Origin of the sequence: Hylemonella gracilis (assembly GCF_004328645.1) — a bacterium.
Taxonomy (GTDB): domain Bacteria; phylum Pseudomonadota; class Gammaproteobacteria; order Burkholderiales; family Burkholderiaceae_C; genus Hylemonella; species Hylemonella gracilis_B.
This window is the reverse complement of the sequence record NZ_CP031395.1, coordinates 983,288-1,000,110: the sequence shown is the minus strand read 5'-3', so window position 1 is coordinate 1,000,110 and position 16,823 is coordinate 983,288. Positions and strand designations below refer to the sequence as shown.

Annotated in this window: 14 protein-coding genes; 11 read left to right on the top strand and 3 right to left on the bottom strand. The window is 67.2% G+C overall.

Annotated features, from left to right (window positions below; genetic code table 11):
* Positions 1-54 precede the first annotated feature (54 nt).
* From rpoN to DW355_RS04765, 5 genes are read left to right on the top strand one after another with little or no spacing between them, the layout of a single operon-like run.
* Positions 55-1,731 carry an RNA polymerase factor sigma-54 gene (gene rpoN, locus DW355_RS04785; protein WP_131278195.1) on the top strand — a complete coding sequence of 559 codons (1,677 nt, stop codon included), beginning with the start codon at positions 55-57 and terminating at the stop codon, positions 1,729-1,731.
* A gap of 19 nt (positions 1,732-1,750) precedes the next feature.
* A complete protein-coding gene (locus DW355_RS04780; protein WP_131278194.1) occupies positions 1,751-3,019 on the top strand; it encodes a THUMP domain-containing class I SAM-dependent RNA methyltransferase in 1,269 nt (422 codons plus the stop codon).
* Positions 3,003-4,139, top strand: a complete 1,137-nt coding sequence (locus tag DW355_RS04775) for an NAD(P)H-dependent flavin oxidoreductase (protein WP_131278193.1) — start codon at positions 3,003-3,005, stop codon at positions 4,137-4,139. Before DW355_RS04780 ends, DW355_RS04775 begins: the two co-directional genes overlap by 17 nt.
* Positions 4,140-4,161: 22 nt before the next feature.
* On the top strand, positions 4,162-4,632 hold the full coding sequence (locus tag DW355_RS04770; RefSeq protein ID WP_131278192.1) for a PIN domain-containing protein: 471 nt from the start codon (positions 4,162-4,164) through the stop codon (positions 4,630-4,632).
* Between the two features lie 18 nt (positions 4,633-4,650).
* Complete coding sequence (locus DW355_RS04765) at positions 4,651-5,109, top strand: OsmC family protein (RefSeq protein ID WP_131278191.1); 459 nt, start codon at positions 4,651-4,653, stop codon at positions 5,107-5,109.
* A 33-nt stretch (positions 5,110-5,142) separates the two neighbouring features.
* On the opposite strand, the gene DW355_RS04760 is transcribed toward DW355_RS04765, so the two are convergent.
* Together DW355_RS04760 and guaD are read right to left on the bottom strand one after the other, a co-directional pair.
* The gene (locus DW355_RS04760; RefSeq protein ID WP_131278190.1) at positions 5,143-5,520 is read right to left on the bottom strand and encodes a YkvA family protein; all 378 of its coding nucleotides are present in this window, start codon (positions 5,518-5,520) and stop codon (positions 5,143-5,145) included.
* Between the two features lie 19 nt (positions 5,521-5,539).
* Positions 5,540-6,853: a guanine deaminase gene (gene guaD / locus DW355_RS04755; RefSeq protein ID WP_131282308.1), complete on the bottom strand. Its 1,314-nt coding sequence runs from the start codon at positions 6,851-6,853 to the stop codon at positions 5,540-5,542.
* Between the two features lie 61 nt (positions 6,854-6,914).
* Here guaD and DW355_RS04750 point away from each other — a divergent pair, with 61 nt between their 5' ends.
* Entirely contained in the window at positions 6,915-8,069 is a 1,155-nt protein-coding gene (locus DW355_RS04750; protein WP_165493117.1) for a GGDEF domain-containing protein, read from the top strand.
* A gap of 34 nt (positions 8,070-8,103) precedes the next feature.
* Here the strand turns inward: DW355_RS04750 and DW355_RS04745 are convergent, their stop codons facing one another.
* The gene (locus DW355_RS04745; RefSeq protein WP_131278188.1) at positions 8,104-9,231 is read right to left on the bottom strand and encodes a BMP family ABC transporter substrate-binding protein; all 1,128 of its coding nucleotides are present in this window, start codon (positions 9,229-9,231) and stop codon (positions 8,104-8,106) included.
* Between the two features lie 279 nt (positions 9,232-9,510).
* On the opposite strand from DW355_RS04745, the gene fdnG reads away from it, so the two are divergent.
* The 5 genes from fdnG (at position 9,511) to selA (ending at position 16,794) form a co-directional block, all read left to right on the top strand.
* Positions 9,511-12,597 carry a formate dehydrogenase-N subunit alpha gene (fdnG, locus tag DW355_RS04735; protein ID WP_165493116.1) on the top strand — a complete coding sequence of 1,029 codons (3,087 nt, stop codon included), beginning with the start codon at positions 9,511-9,513 and terminating at the stop codon, positions 12,595-12,597.
* A 15-nt stretch (positions 12,598-12,612) separates the two neighbouring features.
* Positions 12,613-13,524 carry a formate dehydrogenase subunit beta gene (gene fdxH / locus DW355_RS04730; protein ID WP_131278185.1) on the top strand — a complete coding sequence of 304 codons (912 nt, stop codon included), beginning with the start codon at positions 12,613-12,615 and terminating at the stop codon, positions 13,522-13,524.
* Positions 13,525-13,526: 2 nt separating this feature from the next.
* Complete coding sequence (locus DW355_RS04725) at positions 13,527-14,153, top strand: formate dehydrogenase subunit gamma (RefSeq protein ID WP_131278184.1); 627 nt, start codon at positions 13,527-13,529, stop codon at positions 14,151-14,153.
* Between the two features lie 68 nt (positions 14,154-14,221).
* On the top strand, positions 14,222-15,253 hold the full coding sequence (gene fdhE, locus DW355_RS04720; protein ID WP_131278183.1) for a formate dehydrogenase accessory protein FdhE: 1,032 nt from the start codon (positions 14,222-14,224) through the stop codon (positions 15,251-15,253).
* A 59-nt stretch (positions 15,254-15,312) separates the two neighbouring features.
* Positions 15,313-16,794, top strand: a complete 1,482-nt coding sequence (gene selA, locus DW355_RS04715; RefSeq protein WP_131278182.1) for an L-seryl-tRNA(Sec) selenium transferase — start codon at positions 15,313-15,315, stop codon at positions 16,792-16,794.
* The last annotated feature ends 29 nt before the right edge of the window (positions 16,795-16,823 follow it).

The window sequence follows — 16,823 nt, the reverse complement described above, 5'->3', positions numbered from 1 at the left end:
CACCGCCGGGCACGGGCCGGTGCTTATCCCATCTCTGCCTCCGCGAGCGCGCCCATGAAGCAGAGCCTCTCGCTGCGCATCTCCCAGCACCTTGCGCTCACGCCTCAGCTGCAGCAGTCCATCCGGCTGCTGCAGCTATCCACGCTGGAGCTGAACCAGGAAGTGGAGCAGTTGCTGGATGAGAACCCCTTCCTGGAGCGCGCCGACGACAGCGCCGAGCGCGAAGCCTATGGCCTGGAACAGGCCGATACCCCGCCCGTGAACGACGACGACCACGGCGACACGGTGGGTGGCTCCGTGATAGAGAGCGCGTCCGAGCACACGCCAGACACAGGCAGCGAGATCGCTGACCTTGCGGGTGACGATGCCCCCACGGTGGACTTGGCGCGCGACGGCGACTGGGAAGGCGATGGCAGCGTGGAGCTGGCACCCGACGACAGTGAATGGGGTGGCGACGCCCCGCCGCGCAATGGCAATCAAGGTGACGACGACGTGGCGGATGCCACCGAACTGGCGCGCGCGCACGAGAGCCTGCAGGACCACCTGCGGCAGCAAGCCCTCGCGCTGCGGCTGGCGCCGGCCGACCGCGCGGCCCTGCTCTTCCTGATCGAGTCGCTCAATGACGACGGCTACCTCGAAGACTCGCTTGAAATACTGGCCGCCAGCCTGGCTGGCGAAGACGCCACACAGCTGGAAGGACTGCTGGAGCACTTCCAGATCGCGCTGCGCCTGCTGCACCAGATGGAACCCTCGGGCGTGGGCGCCCGCTCGCTGAGCGAATGCCTGCGCCTGCAGTTGCAGCAGCGGGTGCTGGACCTGCCGCCTGCGTCCCCTTCGTCCGCGGCGACGCCCGGTTCGAAGCAGGACAGCTGCGCGGCCTTGCGCCAGACCCTGACCCAGGCGCTGCGCCTGATCGAACAGCCCCCCGAGTTGCTGGCGCGGCGTGACCTGCGCCGCCTCTCCCAGCTCACCGGCGGCACCGGAGCGGCGGGCGAGGCGCTGACGCGCGAGGCCCTGGCCTTGATCGCGCGACTGGAACCCAAGCCCGGGCGTCGTTTCGTCGACGTGGAACGTCACATCATCACGCCCGACGTGCTGGTGCAGCGCGTGGGAGGCAACGCCAGCAACGCGCGTTTTCGCGTCATGCTCAACCCCGATGTGATGCCACGCCTGCGCGTGCACGACATCTATGCCAACGCACTCAAGGGCCAGCGCAGCGGTGGCGCGGCGCGCGAGTCCAGCAATCACGCAGCGCTGCAACAGCGCCTGCAGGAGGCGCGCTGGTTCATCAAGAACATCCAGCAGCGCTTCGACACCATCCTGCGCGTGGCCAACGCCATCGTGGACCGGCAGAAGAACTTCTTCGTGCATGGCGAGCTGGCCATGCGTCCGCTGGTGCTGCGCGAGATCGCCGACGAGCTGGGCCTGCACGAATCCACCATCAGTCGCGTGACCACGGCCAAGTACATGTCCACGCCCTACGGCACCTACGAGCTCAAGTACTTCTTCGGCTCCGGGCTGGGCACGGAATCCGGCAGCAGCGCATCCAGCACCGCGGTGCGCGCGCTGATCAAGCAGTTCGTGGGCGCGGAAAACGCCAAGAAGCCGCTGTCCGACAGCCAGCTGTCGGAGATGCTCAAGGAACAAGGCATCGAATGCGCGCGCCGCACCGTGGCCAAGTACCGCGAGACGCTCAAGATCGCGCCGGCGAATTTACGGAAGACGCTCTGAGCGTCCCACCTCCCCTCTCATGAACGATCTACAGCTCTTCCTGCCCTGCGCCGCCGGCGTGGAGGACTTTCTCGCGACCGAGGTCCAGGCCATCACGGGTGCGTCGGGCGAGGCCCTGCGCAAGGGTCGCGGCGGCGTCGCGGTGCGGGCCAGCTGGCACGACGCGCTCAAGCTCAACCTGCACAGCCGACTGAGCCAGCGCGTGCTGGTGCAACTGGCCCACCGTCCCTACCGCGACGAACAGGACATCTACGACGCCGCCAGCGGCGTCGCATGGGAGTTGTGGTTCACCGCCAGGCAGAGCTTCAAGATCGAACTGACCGCGCAGCACAGCCCGCTCAAGAGCCTGAACTTCGCGACCCTGCGCATCAAGGACGCGGTGGCCGACCGCTTCCGCGACAAGAGCGGTGCACGCCCGGACGTGGACACGCAATGGCCGGACGCGCGCATCCACGCCCACCTGACGCGCGAGCAGGTCACGCTCTACATCGACACCTCGGGTGAACCGCTGTTCAAGCGCGGCTGGCGCGAGGACAAGGGCGAGGCGCCGCTGAAGGAAACGCTGGCCGCCGCGATGCTGGCCGCGTCCGGCTGGGGCGGCGTCTGGAACCCGGGCGCGGCGCGGCGGCCACTCTATGACCCCTGCTGCGGCAGCGGCACCATCGCCATCGAAGCCGCGCAGATCGCCTGCCACATGGCCCCGGGCCGCTTGCGGCGTTTCGGCTTCGAACGTTTGCTGCCCTTCCAGGCCGCGGCCTGGCAACGCATCAAGGCCGAGGCGGAAGCCGCCATCACCCCGCTGGGCGAACCCCTGGTATTCGGCAGCGACGTGGCCCACCGCATGGTGGACTTCGCCCAGCGCAATGCCGAGCGCGCGGGCGTGGCTAGCGCCATTGAGTTCCGGGGGGGCGACGCGCTGCAACGCATGCCCCCGACCAGCCAAGCCGGCGTGCTGCTGCTCAACCCGCCGTACAACGAGCGCATTGCCGTGGCCGGCATCGCCAGTAGCGGACGCAGCGGCGCGGGCGACGGCATGAGAGCGGCGCGTGAAACAGCGCAGACCGAGGACGGGGGCGAGTTCTTCTCCCGCCTGGCCACGCACTGGAAAAAGAACTACGCAGGCTGGACGGCCTGGGTGCTCACCCCCGACCTCAAGCTACCGGGCCGCATGCGCCTGAAGGAAACCCGGCGCGTGCCGCTGTGGAACGGGCCCATCGAATGCCGGCTGTTCCGCTTCGACCTGGTGGCCGGAAAAATGGAGACGGCATCCCATGTCACTGACCACTGAATCCCGCATCCGGCGTCTGACCGCCCTGCTGGGCACCGAGTTGCCCATCATCCAAGCCCCGATGGTCGGTGCCCAAGGCAGCGCCCTGGCGCTGACCGTGTGCGCGACCGGCGGCCTGGGCTCGCTGCCCGCCGCGGGACTCACGCCCGAGGCCCTGCGCGCCGAGCTGGGCGTGCTGCACGAACGTTGCCAGGGCCGGCCGTGGAACCTCAATTTCTTCTGCCACCAACCGCCCGTGCCGGACGCGGCGCGTGAGGCGGTCTGGCGTCAGAGCCTCGCGCCCTATTACGCCGAGTACGGCATCGATCCGGCCCAGGTGCCCACGGGCGCGGGCCGCAGCCCCTTCAGCGCGGCCCTGGCCGACTTGGTGGAGGAGTTCCGCCCCCCGGTGGTGAGCTTCCACTTCGGCCTGCCGGCGCCCGAGTTGCTGACACGCGTGCGCGCCTGGGGCTCGAAGATTCTGTCCAGCGCGACCTCGGTGGAAGAAGCGCTGTGGCTCGAACGACAGGGCGTGGACGCCGTCATCGCCCAAGGCCTGGAAGCGGGCGGACACCGTGGTCATTTCCTGTCGCCCAGCCTGCACCAGCCCGACGGCCTGTACCGGGTCTTGCGCACCCAGATGGGTACGTTTGCCTTGCTGCCCCAGATCGCGCGGGCCGTGCGCATTCCTGTGATCGCGACCGGCGGCATCGTCGACGCGCCGGGCGTGGCCGCGGCCCTGGCGCTGGGTGCCTCGGGCGTGCAGGCCGGCACCGCCTACCTGCTCTGCACCGAAGCCACCACCAGCCCCGTGCACCGCGCCGCGCTGCTGGCCGAGGCCACGCGCACAGTGAAGGGCGAGACCGCGCACGGCACGACGCTGACCACCTTGTTCACGGGTGGCGCGGCGCGCGGCCTGGTGAACCGCGCCATGCGCGAACTCGGCCCCCTGCACAACGCCGCGCCCGCCTTCCCTCTGGCGACGGCGGGCATCGCACCCCTGCGCGCAGCCGCCGAAAAAGCCGGTCTGGGCGATTTCTCGCCGCTCTGGTGTGGCCAGAACCTCAGCGCCCTGCCCTTGGACGGTGGCATCAGCGCAGCCGAGGTGACCCGCGCCCTGGCGCGGGGCCTGCGCGATTGAGGCGCACGCCTCTGGCCGCGTGATGCGCGTTTCTACTCCGCACGCCCCTGCGCTGGTCCTCGACACCAATGTCGTTCTGGACCTGCTGCTCTTCGCCGACCCGGCCACCCCCGCCTTGCGCACCGCCCTGGATGCTGGTCAACTGCGCTGGGTGACCACGGTCGTCATGCGCGAGGAACTGCGTCGCGTGCTCGCCTACCCGCACATCGCCACGCGCATGGACTTCCACCAACGGCCCGCCGACGCCCTGCTGGCCGACTACGACGCGCGGGTGGAATTGATGGGGGTCGCACCCAAAGCCCCCTACACCTGCAAGGACGCTGACGATCAAAAGTTCATCGACCTCGCTTACCAGCTGGGCTCAGCTGGCGGCGCCACCCTGTTGCTGAGCAAGGACAAGGCCGTGCTCAAGCTCAGCAAAAGACTGGCTGCCCATGGGGTGATCGTCTCCCGCAGCCTGGGCTATGCTGCGGACACCCTGGTTTCTGCATAGCGCCACACCCCCCCAACCATGAGCAACGACAGCCCGAACACCGCCCCCCACGCAGTCCTGCGCCAACGACAGGACTACCAGTTCGAGATCGATTTCGGCGCGCCCCGTCCCACCTTGCTGGGCGATGAGACCCCGCCACTCGGTCAGGGTGCGGGCCCCTCGCCGGTTCAGTTGCTGTGCGCGGCCGTGGGCAACTGCATGGCCGACTCCCTGCTGTTCGCACTGCGCAAGTTCAAGCAGCAGCCCGAGCCCATCCGCTGCGAGGTCCGCGCCGAGGTCGGCCGCAATGAGCAGAACCGCCTGCGCGTGCTGCGCCTGGACGTGGCGCTGACACTGGGCGTGCCCGCCGCCCAACTGGAGCACCTGGACCGCGTGCTGGCGCAGTTCGAAGACTTCTGCACCGTGGGCATGAGCGTGGCCCAGGGCATCCCTTTGCGCCTCAGCGTGAAGGATGCGGCGGGCCAACAGCTCAAGTGAGTTGAGACACGGTCCTTCGCGCCGACCAACGACTCAGGCGAAACGGCTGTAGACCCACGCGCCCAGGCCCAGCAGTGCGATCACCCAGACGAGAACAAAAACCGCCGCCGTTGCGACGCTGACGGGCCGGTCCACCACAGCCTCGGCCCGTTCCCGTGCGGCCACCATGACGGGCGGGGGCGTCAGGCGTAGCACCAGGGCCAGGCCCAGGGGAACGAGGATCACGTCGTCCAGATAACCCAGCACCGGGATGAAGTCGGGTATGAGATCGATGGGGCTCAGGGCATAGGCCGCCACCAGCAAGGCCAACAGCCGCACCGCCCACGGCATGCGCGCATCCCGGGCCGCGAAATACACAACCAGGGCCTGGCGCTTCAAGCCCCGCGCCCATTCCCGCAGCGGCATCGTCATGGCCTGCAATCCTCCGCGTTCAGGCTGGCAAGGGTTCCGCCCAGGCGCCGTTGATGGCCACCCGCTCCACCACCCGCTCATCGCCCAGCACGATGAGCGCGAACAGCAGCTCGTCGAGCTTGCGCGCCTGCGCGGTCTTGCGCGCCAGCAGGGGCGTGGCGGTGGGGTTGAGCACGAGAAAGTCGGCCTCGTGGCCAGGCTGCAGATTGCCGATCACGCCTTCCAGCCCCAGGGCTTTCGCGGCGCCGGCCGTGTGCAGCCACCAGAGCCGTTGTGGACTGAGCGACAGCCCCGGCTTGGCGATGCCCTCCCGCCCCACGTAATAGGCCGCCAGCATGGTGCGGAAGGGACTGAAGCTGGTGCCGCCGCCCACGTCGCTGGCCAGGCCGTAGCCGTGGCCCACGCGGTCCGCGCCGACGAAGTCGAAGAAGCCGCTGCCCAGGAAGAGATTGCTCGTCGGGCAGACCGCGGCCACCGCGCCGCGGTCGCGCATCAGGGCGCGGTCCGCGTCATCAAAGTGGATGCAGTGGGCGTAGACGGCGCGCTCGCGCAGCAGGCCGAAGTCTTCATAGACCGAGAGGTAACTGCGCGATTTCGGGAACAGCTCACGCGCCCAGGCGATCTCGTCGCGGTTCTCTGCCACATGCGATTGAATCCACACATCCGGGTACTTCGCGGCGAGTTCGCCCGCGCCCCGCAGTTGGGCCGGACTGCAGCTAGGCGCGAAGCGCGGCGTGATGGCGTAACCCAGGCGGTCCACGCCGTGCCACTTGCGGATCAGGGCTTCGGTGTCGACCAGGCTCTGCGTGGTCTCATCACGCACACCGTCCGGCGAATGGCGATCCTGCAAAACCTTGCCTGCGATCAGGCGCAGGCCGCGCGCCCGCGCCTCGGTCATCAGGGCATCAACGGACTGTGGATGGGAGGTGGCGAAGGTCAGCGCGCTCGTCACGCCATGGCGCTGCAATTCGTCAAGAAAGAAGTGTGCGACTTCGCCTGCGTAAGCGCGATCGCCAAAACGGCTTTCGTGCGGGAAGGTGTAGTTCTCCAGCCAAGGCAGCAAACCGTCGGCGGGTGAACCGATCACATCGGTCTGGGGGTAATGGATGTGCAGGTCGATGAAGCCGGGGGCCAGGATGCGGCCCGGCAGCGGCGTGACTGTGAGCCCGGGATAGGCGCTGGCGAACCCGGCTTCCAGGGCACGGTAATCCCCCACGAGTTGCACCACTTGACGCCCCTTGGCATCCGGTCCAATGACGAGCAAACCGTCTTCGTCGTAAAGCACCTGGCCCTGTTGATTAAAACGCAACAGCGCGGATCGATAGGCATGCATCATGCAAGCGAGCTTACCCGGTCCGGACGATCCGACCCTAAACCCATTAGCATCCTGGCTCATGCGCACCAAGCCGCCAACTTCCGCTCGCACGTCGATGAACGTGGCGCTGGAACTCGGTTTCAGGCGCTGCGCCCAGGATCTGCGCGGGCTGCTCCTGACCACGCCCCTGGGCTGGCTGCTGGTGGCCTGGATCTGCTGGGATCGGGTGCCCGTCGAGCAGATGGGCTTGTGGCTGGGCGGGTTCGCGATCAGCTGGACGATCGCGCTGCTGTTGCTGACCCTCCTGCTGCGCCTGCCTGCCCCCCAGCGGCGGCGCCATGGCTGGATGCTGCACGTGGCGGCGGCACTCGATGGCATGGCCTGGGCGGCCATGGTGCCCCTGCTGCTGCCAGACCAGGGGGCCGACGCGCTATTGCCCTGGCTGATCGTGGTCCTGTGTGGCGGGGCGGCCATGACCGCGCCGATCTACGCGTCTTACATCCGCGCGCACTTCGCCTACCTTGTCGGCCTGTTCGGTGTCTTGCTGGGCCACACCCTGTGGCGTTTCCAGGACCTGCAGCATCTGAGCATCACCCTGGGGCTGACTCTCTTTCTCGTGCTGCTGAGCTGGCACATGCGCCGCGTCGGCCATTCCGCGGAGGAAGCCATGCGCCTGCAACTGAAAAACACCGCGAAGAACGAGCGACTGGCCGGTCTGCTGCGCATGGCGCGGCGCGATGCCGAGACCGACGCCCTGACGGGCCTGGCCAACCGGCGTCTGCTCGACAGCACCCTGACCAACCGCTGGCAAGTCGGCGGACGCAACGATAGGCGTGAGCGCCCGCTCTCGGTGCTGATGCTGGACCTGGACCATTTCAAGCGCGTCAACGACACGCACGGCCACGACGTGGGCGACCAGATCCTCAAGGCTTTCGCAGTCCGCACCAGCGAACAGCTGCGCAAGCCGGATTTGTTCGCGCGCTATGGCGGCGAAGAGTTCACCGTACTGCTGCCCGGCACCGACGCTGCCAGGGCCCTGCTGATCGCCGAACGCATCCGCGCCGCCATCGCGGACATGCCCTTGCTCGCCGAGCCCGCAGTGCCGCTCACCGTGTCCATCGGCGTGGCGCAGCGCACGCCAAATGAAAGCACGGAATCCCTGTTGGCACGCGCCGACGCCGCGCTCTACGCGGCCAAGCAGGGCGGGCGCAACCGCGTGACCCTGGCGGAGTGAGGGTTCAGGGGTAACCGCGTTCAGGGCAGCGCGATCATTTCGGCAGTCGGGTCAGCACGCCCTCGACCAGCCAGTCCATGCCCAGGATCTGCGCGTCGCTCAAGGTCTGGCCACGCGCGATGACTACCTGGCCTGCGTTGTCACGCACATCGGCCACGGCGTGGAAGGGGTGCAGGCGACCCGCGGCGATGTCGCGCTGGCGAGCCAGCACCTCCTCGCGCACCGGGGGCGGCACCTTGGGACCAAAACCCTCGACGCGGATCATGCCCTCCTTCACGCCGCCCCAGACCGTGCCACTTTTCCAATTGCCGTCCAGCACCGCTCGCACACGGCGGGTGTAGTAGTCGCCCCACTGATGGGTCACGGCGATGATCTGCGCGTCGGGCGCGATCTTGCGCATGTCGGAGTGGTAGGCCACGGCCATCGCACCGCGTTCCTGCGCGGCGGTCATCACCGCCGGGCTGCCGGTATGGAAAGCCAGCACCTGCGCGCCCTGGTTGAGCAGGCTGAGCGCCGCCTCGCGTTCCTTGGGCGGGTTGAACCATTCGCTGATGAAGAGCACGCGCACCGTGGCCTGTGGATTGACAGAGCGCATGCCCAGCGTGAAGGCGTTGATGCCCTGCAGCACCTCGGGGATGGGAAAGCCCGCCACATAACCGGCCTGGGTGGCCAGGCGACCGGCGGCCACGCCCGCCAGGTAACGGCCTTCGTAATAACGCGCATTGGCCGCCGCCACGTTGGGGGCGGTCTTGTAGCCGGTGACCGACTCGAACTTCACGTCCGGAAACTCCGCCGCCACGCGCAGCGTCGGCTCCATGTAGCCAAAGCTGGGGGTGAAGATGATCTTGTTCCCTTGCTGCGCCAGGTCGCGGATCACGCGCTCGGCATCCGCGCCCTCGGGCACGTTCTCGACATAGCTGGTGCGCACCGTGCTACCGCCTTTGAACGCGGCCTCGACGGCCAGCCGTCCTTCCTCGTGCTGGCGTACCCAGCCCGCGTCGGTGAGCGGAGCGACATACACAAAAGCCACCTTGAGCGGTGCTTGTACCGGCGCAGGGGTGGGCGCAGAACCCGAGGGCCGTGCGGACTGGGAAAAGACAGGGGGGGAAAACAAGGCGGCCGCCAACGCCAGGCAAGGCGCGGCCACGAGGTTTTTGTACATGGTGTTCCTCTACATGATCCCGGAATAAAAACGCGCGCGGCCTGGGACACAGCCGCGCGCGGGGTCGATTTTCCCACGAAGTGCCTTGGCATCGGCACACGACGATGGTGCGAACCTGCGCGTTATTGCAAGTGCTTATCAATTGCAGAAAGTCCAGGCGAGGGAAAGAACCCTGGAAAAATGAAAAAGTCCTCCTAGAATCGGCCCCACGCTTGAGGCAATGCCGTCGCCAGGCTGGTGCGCCGCCTCTTCCTTTCAACACGAAAAGAAGGTGCTCCTATGGTGCAGCTCTCCAGACGCCAGTTCATGAAAGTGACTGGCACCACGCTGGCGGGTTCGAGCCTGGCGCTGATGGGCTTCTCGCCCGCCACCGCCCTGGCCGACGTCCGACAGTACAAACTCTCCGCCGCCACCGTCACCCGCCAGACCTGCACGTACTGCTCGGTCGGCTGCGGCATCCTGATGTATTCGCACGGTGATGGCGCGAAGAACGTGCGCTCCACGGTGTTCCACGTCGAGGGTGATCCGGACCATCCGGTGAACCGCGGCACGCTCTGCCCCAAGGGCGCGGGCCTGCTGGACATCATCAACAGCCCCAGCCGCCTGATGTACCCCGAGTACCGCGCACCGGGCTCCAACGAGTGGAAGCGCATGTCCTGGAACGAGGCGCTGGACCGCATCGCCACGCTGCTCAAGGCTGATCGCGACGCCAACTTCGTTGAAAAGACGGCGGACGGCCTGACGGTCAATCGCTGGCTCACCACTGGCATGCTGGCGGCCTCGGCCTCCAGCAATGAAGCCGGCTACATCACCCACAAAGTCGCCCGTTCCTGGGGCCTGCTCGCATTCGACAACCAAGCCCGTGTCTGACACGGCCCGACGGTGGCAGGTCTTGCCCCGACGTTTGGCCGTGGAGCGATGACGAACCATTGGGTCGACATCAAGAATGCGGACGTAATTCTGATCATGGGCGGCAATGCCGCCGAGGCGCACCCCTGCGGTTTCAAGTGGGTGACGGAGGCGAAGGCGCACAACAAGGCGCACTTCATGGTGGTGGACCCGCGCTTCAACCGCTCGGCGTCCGTGGCCGACTTCTACGCACCGATCCGTTCCGGCAGTGACATCGCCTTCCTGGGCGGCATCATCAATTACTTGCTGACGAACGACAAGATCCACCACGAGTACGTGAAGGCCTACACGGACTTCACCTTCATCGTGCGCGAGGACTTCAAGTTCGACGAGGGCATTTTCTCCGGCTACAACCCCGAGAAGCGCACCTACGACAAAGGCAGCTGGGACTACGAGCTCGGCGCGGACGGTTTCGTCAAGACCGACCCCACACTCAAGCACCCGCGCAGCGTGTACCAGCTGATGAAGCAGCACTACGCGCGCTACACGCCCGAGATGGTGGAACGCGTCTGCGGCACGCCCAAGGAGAAGTTCCTGCACGTGGCCGAGCAGTTCGCGTCCACGGCCGTGGCGGGCCGCGCGGCCACCATCATGTACGCGCTGGGCTGGACCCAGCACAGCACGGGCGCGCAGATGCTGCGCACCGGCGCCATGGTGCAGCTGCTGTGCGGCAACATCGGTGTGGCCGGCGGCGGCATGAACGCGCTGCGCGGCCACAGCAACATCCAGGGCCTGACGGACCTGGGCCTGCTGTCGGCCAGCCTGCCGGGCTACCTCACGCTGCCCGGACAGGCCGAGCAGGACTACGCCAAGTACATCGAGGCGCGCGCGCAGAAACCCCTGCGCGCCAACCAGATGAGCTACTGGCAGAACTACGGCAAATTCCACGTGAGCCTGATGAAGGCCTGGTACGGTCCGGCGGCCACCAAGGACAACAACTGGGCCTACAACTACCTGCCCAAGCTCGACAAGCAGTACGACATGCTGCAAATCTTCGAGTTGATGCACCAGGGCAAGGTCAACGGCTACATCGCCCAGGGTTTCAACCCCATTGCCTCGTTGTCTGACAAGGGCCGTGTGCGCGACGGGCTCTCCAAGCTCAAGTTCCTGGTGGTGATGGACCCCTTGGCGACCGAGACCGCCGAGTTCTGGAAGAACCATGGCGAGTACAACGACGTGGACACCGCCTCGATCCAGACCGAGGTGTTCCGCCTGCCGACCACCTGTTTCGCCGAGGAAGACGGCGCGGTCGTCAGTTCCTCGCGCGTGCTGCAGTGGCACTGGAAGGCGGGCGAGGCCCCCGGCGAGGCGCGCACGGACATCCGCATCATGTCCGGGCTGCACCAGCGCCTGAAGACGCTGTACGCCAAGGAAGGGGGCAAGTTCCCTGACCCCATCGTCAACCTCTGGTGGCCGTACGCGCGGGCCGAGGAACCGTCCCCCGAGGAAGTGGCCAAGGAATACAACGGCCGCGCCCTGGTCGATCTGATCGACCCCAAGGACAAGACCACCGTGCTGCGCAAGGCGGGCGAACAGGTCTCGGGCTTTGGCGAGCTGCGCGACGACGGCACGACGATCAGCGGCTGCTGGATCTACGCCGGCGCCTGGACCACCGCGGGCAACCAGATGGCGCGGCGCGACAACAGCGACCCCACGGGCATTGGCAACACGCTGAACTGGGCCTGGGCCTGGCCGGCCAACCGCCGCGTGCTCTACAACCGCGCGTCCTGTGACCCGAGCGGCAAGCCCTACAACCCCAAGCGCAAGCTGGTGGCCTGGAACCCGGCCGCCAACGGTGGCGCCGGCGGCTGGGGCGGTGCGGACGTTCCGGACTTCGGTGGCACGCTCGCGCCCGAGACCGGCGCCGGGCCCTTCATCATGAACCCCGAGGGCGTGGCCCGCTTCTTCGCGCGCAAGGGCATGAACGAAGGTCCCTTCCCCGAGCACTACGAACCCTTCGACACGCCGCTGGGCTACAACCCGCTGAACCCGAAGAACGCCAAGGCGACCAGCAACCCGGCCGCGCGCGTGTTCCCGGAGGTCTGGAAGACCTTCGGCGAGGCCAAGGAGTTCCCGCACGTCGGCACCACCTACCGGCTGACCGAGCACTTCCACTACTGGACCAAGCACGCGGTGTTGAACGCCATCACCCAGCCCGAGCAGTTCGTCGAGATCGGCGAGGCCCTGGCGAAGGAAGTCGGCGTCAAGACAGGCGAACGCATCCGCGTCTCGTCCAAGCGCGGTCACATCGTGGCGGTGGCGCTGGTCACCAAGCGCATCAAGCCGATGCAGGTGGATGGCAAGCCGCTGCACCACGTGGGCATTCCGATCCACTGGGGCTTCACTGGCGTGACCAAGAAGGGCTATCTGGCGAACACGCTGACGCCATTCGTCGGCGACGGCAACACCAACACGCCAGAGTTCAAGACTTTCCTCGTGAAAGTCGAGAAGGTTTAAACAGGAGTCACGAACATGTCACTGCAATCCCTCGACATCGTGCGTCGCTCCGCCACCACGACGCCTTCACCCAGCATCCGCGAAGCGCACTCGGGCGAGGTCGCCAAGCTCATCGACGTGTCCAAGTGCATCGGCTGTAAGGCCTGCCAGACCGCCTGCATGGAGTGGAACGACCTGCGCGAGGAGGTCGGCTCCAACCACGGCGTCTACGACAACCCCATGGACCTGACCGAGCACTCCTGGACCGTCATGCGGTTCACCGAGTACGAGAACACGGCCACGGGCAATCTGGAGTGGCTCATCCGCAAGGATGGCTGCATGCACTGCGCCGACCCTGGCTGCCTGAAGGCCTGCCCCTCGCCGGGCGCCATCGTGCAGTACGCCAACGGCATCGTGGACTTCCAAGAAGAGCACTGCATCGGCTGTGGCTACTGCGTCACCGGCTGCCCGTTCGACGTGCCGCGCATCTCCAAGGAAGACAAGAAAGCCTACAAGTGCACGCTGTGCTCGGACCGCGTGGCCGTGGGCCAGGAACCGGCCTGCGTCAAGACCTGCCCGACCGGCGCCATCATGTTCGGCACCAAGGACGCCATGAAGGATCAGGCCGCCGAGCGCATCGAGGACCTGAAGTCGCGTGGCTTCGAGAAGGCCGGCCTGTACGACCCGGCCGGCGTGGGCGGCACGCACGTCATGTACGTGCTGCACCACGCGGACCAGCCCTCGCTCTACGCCGGCCTGCCCGACACGCCCAAGATCAGCCCCATGGTCAGCCTCTGGAAGGGCGTGGCCAAGCCGCTGGCCATGGTCGCGCTCGGCGCGGCCGCGTTGGGTGGCCTGTTCCACTTCATCACCAAGGGTCCCAACGAAGTCTCCAAGAAACTGGAAGACGAGATGGAACGCGAAGACCAGAAAGCGAAGGAGGCCTGACCATGCAACGCAACCCCCGCGATTTGCAACGCTACACGGCCTCGGAGCGCGCCAACCACTGGGCCGTGGGCATCTGCTTCATCCTGCTGGCGCTCTCGGGCCTGGCCTTCTTCCACCCCGCCTTCTTCCCGCTCACCCAGCTGTTCGGCGGCGGGCCGTGGACGCGCATCCTGCACCCCTATATCGGCCTCGTCATGGCCGCTGGCTTCGTCATGATGTTCCTGCGCTTCTGGCGCCTGAACCTCATCGAGGCACGCGACAAGGAATGGCTGAAGAACGTGCGCAAGATGGTGGACGGCAACGACCACGACATGCCCGAGCAGGGCAAGTACAACGGTGGCCAGAAGCTGCTGTTCTGGGGCCTGGTGGCCTGCATGGCCGTGCTGCTGCTCAGCGGCGTGCTGATGTGGCGTGCCTGGTTCAACCTGCCCGTGACGCTGGTTCGACTGGCCTCCGTGTTGCACGCCGTCGCGGCGGTGGGCATGATTGGCCTGATCATCCTGCACGTCTACGCGGCCATCTGGACCCGCGGCACCATCCGCGCCATGCTCTACGGCACCGTCACGCGCGCCTGGGCCAAGCAGCACCACCGCGGCTGGTACCGCGAAAAGACCGGCGACAATCGCTGACACGCCGCCGCGGTTGCCGCGCCACGCCGCCGGAGGACCCGGCGGCGTTTTCATTTTTCAGGACCCCCATGCAACGCATCCTCCAACCCGGCGACATCGAAGCGCTCGACCACACCGCCTTCACCCGCGTGCGCCTGCCCGAGCCCGGCAGCCTTTACACCGACCGCGCCGCGCGCCTGGCGCAACTTGCCGAAGGCAACCCGATCGCCGACTACCTGCGCTTCGCGGCGCGCCTGGTGCGTGCCCAGGGCCAAGTCGCCGCCCGGCTGGCGCCGCTGTCCTTCAGCGACGCCGAGGTACAGCAGGTGGCCCGCGCGCAGGAACATTCCATGCCGCTGTTCCCTGCCGCCGAACACATGGATCCGGCCTGGCGCGACGTGTTGGCTCAATTGCTGGAGACGCTGGAAAAAGGCGACACCCCATCGGCGAAACCCGTCGAGCCCCTGCCTTCGGCCATCCAAGGCCTGGTCACGCGCCTGCGCGGCCTGAACAACGAGGAACTCGACGCGCTGGCCCACCGCATGGTCACGCGCCTGGCCCTGCTGCAGACGCCCAGCAAGTCGACCGAGGCCGACGAACTGGCCTTGCAACCCCTGGTGCTGGCTGCATTGCAAGTCATGTACACCCACCGCGCCAGCCATCTGCGCGTGGCCGACATCCCCTACACCGACCCGACCAGCATCTGCCCGGTCTGCGCGGCCCCGCCCGTGGTCAGCGTGCTGCGCATCGGCGGCCAGTCCGCCGGCCATCGCTACCTGCACTGCGGCTTGTGCGGCACTGAGTGGCACATGGTGCGCGTGAAGTGCAGCCACTGCGAATCCACCGAGGGCATCCGCTACCAGGGCATCGAAAGCCAGACGCGGGACACCGATGCCCAGACCACGCGCCAGAACCTTGGCGGCAAGAAGGACCCACAGGTCGTGCTGGCGGAAACCTGCGATCATTGCCACGGCTACCGCAAGATCGTCAACCAGGAGAAGGACCCGCTGGCCGAACCGCTGGCCGACGATCTGGCCACGCTCACGCTCGACCTGCTGATGAGCGAAACCCCATATGCCCGCGCTGGCGCCAATCCGCTGCTGGCCTTTGCCGCTGAATAGCCTGTGCGCGCACGATCCAACGTGATAGCCTGAAGCACTGCCACCTTTCCTCGCGAGTGATGAGTTCATCCTCCCCCGACTCCGACAACCCAGCGCCTGGCTTATTGGCCAGGCTGCCCTCCGTCGACCGCGTGCTCGCCACGCCTGCGCTGCGCGAACTGAGCATGCAGTACGGACAGGGCCAGGTCACGGACACACTGCGCACCGTACTGGACGCGCTGCGCGCGCGCGTGTTGGCGGGAGCAATCGGCACCGAGGCACTGGACGCGCAAGCCGGCACCGAGGCACTGGCGGCCACGGTGACGCAGCGCCTGCAGGCCAAGTTCGCCCCGCGCCTGCGCGCCGTTTTCAACCTCAGTGGCACGGTGCTGCACACCAACCTGGGCCGCGCCCTGCTGCCGGACGATGCGGTGCAGGCCGTGGTGCGCGCGCTCACCACACCCGCCAACCTTGAATTCGATCTGGCGACGGGCGGACGCGGCGACCGCGACGACTTGATCGATGAGCTGCTGCGCGAACTCACCGGCGCCGAGGCGGCGACGGTGGTCAACAACAACGCCGCCGCCGTGCTGCTCACGCTCAATGCCCTGGCCGCGAAGAAGGAAGTCATCGTCTCGCGCGGTGAGTTGGTGGAGATCGGCGGCGCCTTCCGCATTCCGGACATCATGAAACGCGCCGGCGCGACGCTGGTCGAGGTGGGTACCACCAACCGCACCCACGCCAAGGACTACGCCGAGGGCATCACGCCGCGCACAGCCCTGCTGATGAAGGTCCACACCAGCAATTACGCCGTGACCGGCTTCACCAAGAGCGTGCCAGAAACCGAGGTCGCGCAAATCGCCCACGCGCCCAGCGCGGCGCACCCGCAAGGCCTGCCGCTGGTGGTGGACCTGGGCAGCGGCACGCTGGTGGACCTGTCACGCTGGGGCCTGCCGCATGAACCCACGGTGCGCGAGACCATCGCCGCGGGCGCCGACCTCGTCACCTTCAGTGGCGACAAGCTGCTGGGCGGTCCGCAGGCCGGGCTGATCGTGGGCCGCAAAGACCTGATCGCGCGCATCAAGAAGAACCCGCTCAAGCGCGCGCTGCGCGTTGGCAAGCTGACCCTGGCCGCGCTGGAGCCGGTGCTGCGCCTTTACCTCACGCCCGAACGCCTGGCCGAACGCTTGACCACGCTGCGCCTCTTCACGCGCCCGCAGGCGCAGATGCACGCGCAGGCCGAGGCGCTTCGGCCCCTGCTGCAAACGGCACTCGGCAACGCGTACGCCGTGGAGAGCGTGCCCCTCTTCAGCCAGATCGGCAGCGGCGCCCTGCCTTCCGACACCCTGCCCAGTCATGGCCTACGCATCCGGCCGATGGAGGCCAAGCGCGCCGGCCGCCAGATCATCCGCCTCGAAACCGCACTGCGCCAGCTGCCACGCCCCGTCATCGGCCGCGTGGCCGACGACAGCCTCTGGCTGGACCTACGCTGCCTGGAAGCGAAGGACGAGGCGGACTTCACGATGCAACTGCTTGTACTGCAAACCGCCTTGAACACATGAGCGCACACATCTCGAGTGGCCGCGGAGCA